Source organism: Rhodopirellula maiorica SM1, assembly GCF_000346295.1.
In the GTDB taxonomy this organism is placed as follows: Bacteria; Planctomycetota; Planctomycetia; order Pirellulales; family Pirellulaceae; genus Novipirellula; species Novipirellula maiorica.
This window is the reverse complement of record NZ_ANOG01000954.1, coordinates 1-5,419: the sequence shown is the minus strand read 5'-3', so window position 1 is coordinate 5,419 and position 5,419 is coordinate 1. Positions and strand designations below refer to the sequence as shown.

Below are 5,419 nucleotides of genomic sequence, written 5' to 3'. Positions count from 1 at the left end.
CTGAAGAGTGAACGCTGTGTTCGCACGCCCGCTCCCGCGGTGGCGGGGAATTGGCTAAACGCAGCGGCTGGCAAATGTAGTCGACGCGCCGGCAGGTGACGCTGCTGTTTATGCCAAACCGGCAACCGACCAAACCGGCAACCGAACAATCAATCAACACAGGAAAGGTCGACCGTCGATGAAGTTTTCCGTCATACTGTTAGCCGTCGTCACCGGAGCCGCATTGGCGTGCGGCGTCAGCTCGACGCCACTTCGCGGGCAAGAACCCAACATCCTGTGGATTGTCACGGACGATCAGCGTGTCGATTCAATCGCGGCTTTCAACCGAATCCGGCATGGGGAATCGGATAGCCGTCTTGGGCACGTCTTATCGCCCAACGTCGATCGGTTGGCACGGATGGGCACGACGTTCATCAACACGTTCAACCAGAATCCGGGTTGCGCCCCGTCGCGGACGTTGATGCACACGGGACGCTACTCGCACCACACTGGCGTGTATGGGTTCGAGTACTACAACCCAATCGGACAATCGCATTGGCGTCCGATGGTGCCGGAGATTCTGCGTGACAAGGCGGGCTACCAAACGTTGGCCGTCGGTAAACTCGGCATCCGTGCTCAGCATTTTGCTAATCAAAAAGGCGGCACTGATCCGCCGCTCTATCAAACCAACCTCGGTTATCGAAAAGAATTTGCCGCCCAGGGAATGGTTGATTGGAACAAAGAATCAAAATGGGTCAAAGGCAAGCCGGGACCAAAGAACGAAACGTTTTACTTCGCCGATGGCGATCAGTTGATCTGGCCTGAGTTTGCTGACTCGGCGTCAAATGATCGTGCGGAGATTCAGAAGCGGCTCGGGCTGTTGCGTCACTACATGCCGGACGACGAAGACAAGCAAAGCGGCAGTATCCTTGCTGGTGTGAACCCACAAACGGGTGAGAATACTCGTGACGGAAGTTTTACCAGGGCACTGTTGGATCACCTCGCTCACGCAGGCGAATCATACACCGACATGCTCGACCGACCGCAAATCGGACCTGCCACCGACAAACCGTTGTTTGCCTATATCGGATTTGAGTTTCCTCATACGCCGGTCCTGCCACCGGCGGAATTTCGCGAGAGGTTTCAAAATCGGAAGTACCAGATCCCCGAATTCAGCAAAGAAGAATTTGCCGCGTTCCCGCCACAACTGAAGAAGCTTTACAACAACTCGCAGAGCGATCATTTTACCGAAGCTGAGAAACATCAAATGATCGCGGATTACTATGCGTTTTGTGCTTACGGCGATTCGCTGGTCGGCGAGGCGGCGGATGGCTTCATCGAGTTTTCGGAGAATCAGGACCGCCCTTGGTTAATTCTATATGTCTGTGGCGACCATGGTTGGCGGTTGAATCATCACGGTATGGTCAGCAAGTTCTCACACTATGACACCGACCTACATAATCCCATCATCGTAGTGTCATCGGACAAAGCGAAATTTCCGGCGGGTAAGGTCATCGATGAGTTTACTGAGTTTGTTGATATGGCCCCAACGTTACTGGCCGCCGCCGGAATAGACATCGATGATTCCGATTATGATTATCTCGATGGACGTGATCTCGCAAAGATTGCCGCTGGTGCTCTGCCACCACGCGACTACATCATCGCGGAGCCGACTTGGGTGATCGGCCCACGAGCCGTCATCCGAACGCAAGACTATAAATTTGCAATGAAGATCCGCCCGCGCGCCGGTCACACCATGACTGCGACCACGGCAGGCAAAGACATTAAATGGGCGCTCACGGCTGACCTGAAGGACATCGAACCGACGTTATTTGACTTGCGCAATGACCCCGACGAAATCAATAACGTTGCTTTTGATCCGCGTTACCGCACGGTGCTCGATGCGCTTCGGGCAAAGCTGCAAAATATTGTCCTGGGAGACGGTCGCATCGAAATTGCCTGGACAAAGACGGGGACGAATCTTCCGGTTCATCAAAGCAATTTTGCTGAAGGTGCCAACGATGGTCTCTTGAACGTTCCGGCGCTGCAGCAGGCACGCGATGATCATCGAAGGGGGAATCAATGAAGGCTCTCTTGTCGTTGACGTTCGTCGTTTTGACTTTGCTGTTACTGATCAACCGTTCTGCCAATGCGGACACACGTCCTATTGCCAGTGCGGACACACGTCCTAACGTGATCCTGATTCTCACCGATGACCAGGGGTATGGCGACATGTCATGCCATGGGAATCCGTGGCTGCGAACGCCAAACCTAGACCGATTGGCTGCCGAGAGTGTGCGGCTGCAGGATTATCACGTTGACCCCGTTTGTACGCCCACCCGTGCGGCGCTGATGACAGGACGTTATTCGTCGCGCGTCGGAGCCTGGACGGTCACCGAGGGGCGACAGCTGCTCGGGCCAGACGAAGTTACGATGGCTCAGGTGTTTTCCGATTCCGGCTACCGTACCGCAATGTTTGGCAAGTGGCATCTTGGGGACCCTTGGCCGTATGCTCCACGATACCGAGGGTTTCAGCATGTTGTGCGTCATCTCGCTGGCGGCATTGATGAGATCGGCAATCCAATCGGCAACGACTATTTCGATGACACTTACTATCGAAACGGAGTGCCCGAGAGAATCGAAGGCTACTGTACCGACGTGTTTTTTAGGGAGTGTCAGCGATTCATTGGCCAGATCTCCGACAAGCCGTTCTTTGTCTATTTGCCTTTGAATGCGATGCACAGTCCGCACACGGTTGCCGATGAATATTCGGCCCCGTTTGTCGCCGGCGGACATTCCGAGGTGCGATCGAAGTTCTTTGGACAGATCATCAACTTCGATCAGAACCTAGGTCGATTGCTGGGGTGGCTCGACGAACGAAAGCTGGCTGAGAACACGATTGTCATTTTTATGAGCGACAACGGTACCGCAGCAGGGGCTGGCGGCCATGGTTCCGACGCCGGCTTTAACGCGGGCATGCGGGCGAAGAAAGGCTCAGTTTACGAGGGCGGGCATCGAGTCGCTTGCTTTGTACGTTGGCCTGCTCGACTGCCCGCTGGACGGCAGATCGCACAACTCACCTCGTGTCGAGACTGGCTTCCAACCTTGATCGAGTGGTGTGATCTGAACGCTCCTAGCGGTATCCACTTTGACGGGCAAAGTCTCGATCCGCTCATGGACGGAGATGCTGACGATTGGTCTGATCGCACACTGTTCATCGATCGACAAGAAGATCGTCCTGTGCTCAGGCAGCCGTCCGAATCTCGAAACCGATTCCCGCACTATGCAGTGCTCACAGAAAAGTGGCGTTTGGTCGATGGCGAGCTCTTTAACGTGATTGACGATCCAGGACAGCAACACAACGTGGCGGCGCAGCACAACGAGATCGTCCAAACACTGAGGTCGCGTTACGAAGTTCATTTTAACGATGTGTTTCCGAACGAAGTTCCTTACACACGGTTTCAGCTTGGCGCAGCGGAAGAGAATCCCACCCGATTCACGGTTCGCGATTGGCATCCCACCAAGGGAAGGGTGATTTGGAAACAACCACAACTCGGCGATGACGAACTGGCCATTAATGGTTTTTGGGCTGTCAATGTGGTGCAAGCTGGCCGCTATTCAATCCGGCTGTCGAGGTTTCCCGACGACGCGCCCGCTGCAATGCGTGCAACGAAAGCGACTCTGAAGATCGGAAACCAGGAACTTCAAAAGAACCTTGATGGCAATGAGACGTCCGTTACGTTCACGTTGGACCTCCCGAAAGGTCCTGCGACATTACAGACTTGGCTATCCAACAAAGCAGGTGTCGATCGCGGCGCGTACTTTGTGCATGTTGAGCGGCACTAGACGTAATCACCCTCCGACTTCGAACTTTGAAACACAAGATGTCATTGTGAGTGCAGTTATGATTCGATCCATCATCTTTTGCTGCGTTTGCTTGGGGGTAATCGTTACACGATGTAATGCTGCTGAACGGCCCAACATCGTCGTCATCATGGCGGACGATCTGGGGCTCGGCGATGTCAGCTATCACGTACGCACGATTCAAAAACAAGAACCATTGGTTGAAACTCCGGTTCTGGATGCACTTGCGGCACAATCGCTTTGGTTCACGGATGGTCACTCGGCGACTGCATTGTGCGCTCCGACGCGATACGCGGTGATGAGCGGTAACAACAACTATCGGTCTTACGCACCCTGGGGTGTCTGGAGCACGTTTGGGCCGTCCGCGTTCAACGAGGGGCACGCGACGCTGGGTTCCGTCGTCCGCGATGCCGGGTATCAAACCGGATTCGTCGGCAAATGGCACCTTGGTGGCGACTTTTATGTTCCTGGAAGCCAGGAGATCTATCGCGGCAAGAAGGACGGTGATTTGACGGGCAAAGTCGACATGACGCGGATGATCTCTGGCGGCCCAAAGGACTGCGGATTCGACTATGACTTCACGACGCCGTGCGGAATCCAAGGGCCGAATTACCTGCTGTATGAAAACCAGGTTTGGAGTCCGCTAGAGGATGATTCAAAAATCGTATTCTTAAATAGAGAGAACGCGATCGACCCAAAGAGCATCAGCGACAAAGGGCCAGGGCTCGGTGATTCGAACTGGGATACTCGTGAGATCGGCAAACTGCTGTCTGCGAAAGCGGCCGACTTCATCACAAATTCCGCTGCGGACGACGATCCCTTCTTTCTGTACTATTGCTCGCCGATGGTACATCTGCCTCACTGTCCGCCCGACAAATTCGACGGGAAACCGATCAAAGACAAAACGCCAACGCGTCATTTGGACATGATCCTGGATCTGGATATGCAAGTGCAGCGAATCGTTGATGCCGTGAAAACTGCGGGCAAGTGGGACAACACGCTGATCGTGGTGACCTCGGACAATGGTGGGCTCAGCGATGGTGCGGCGGGAAAGCATGGCCACTACTCAAACGGCGGATGGAACGGGAATAAGAATTCTCCGCTAGAAGGTGGCCATCGCGTGCCGTTCTTTGCGGTTTGGCCAGGACACATCAATCCCGGCATCACGGACGAACTGGCGGTCAATCAGGATCTCGTTGCAACGCTTGCTGCGTTGGTAGGAACCGAGATTCCTGAGGGACAGGCAATGGACAGCAACAATCTGCTGCCGTTGCTAACCGGCAAAGGAAATTTTCATCAGCGCAAAGTGTTCATCCAACAGGCGGGATCAAAAAACGAGGTGATGATCCGCAAGATGCCCTGGAAGCTGATCATTCAAAGCAATCATAAACGTTCGAGCTTTGAGCCCAAGTCGCTATTTAATTTGATTGACGATCCGCACGAAGACACGAATTTGATCAACAAAGTGGAGCTCAAACCAATCGCCGAGCGTTTGTTAAAAGAATATCTCGAAACTGTCGAATCGGGGCGTCCGACTGCCCCGGGACGGATGAGAAACCGGCTTTTGATGAATACG

At 54.0% G+C, this 5,419-nt stretch carries 3 protein-coding genes; all 3 read left to right on the top strand.

Going from position 1 to position 5,419, the window contains the following annotated elements:
• The first annotated feature begins 178 nt into the window (after positions 1-178).
• Positions 179-2,065, top strand: a complete 1,887-nt coding sequence (locus RMSM_RS30540; protein ID WP_008706604.1) for a sulfatase-like hydrolase/transferase — start codon at positions 179-181, stop codon at positions 2,063-2,065.
• Entirely contained in the window at positions 2,062-3,825 is a 1,764-nt protein-coding gene (locus tag RMSM_RS30535) for an arylsulfatase (RefSeq protein ID WP_008706603.1), read from the top strand. Before RMSM_RS30540 ends, RMSM_RS30535 begins: the two co-directional genes overlap by 4 nt.
• Positions 3,826-3,883: 58 nt before the next feature.
• Positions 3,884-5,419 (top strand): sulfatase family protein (locus RMSM_RS30530; protein ID WP_063870283.1); only part of this gene is annotated, 1,536 nt, incomplete at its 3' end.

Coding starts and splice junctions, on each gene's coding strand:
- RMSM_RS30540 (WP_008706604.1), top strand. CDS start 179: ATGAAGTTTTCCGTCATACTGTTAGCCGTCGTCACCGGAGCCGCATTG.
- RMSM_RS30535 (WP_008706603.1), top strand. CDS start 2,062: ATGAAGGCTCTCTTGTCGTTGACGTTCGTCGTTTTGACTTTGCTGTTA.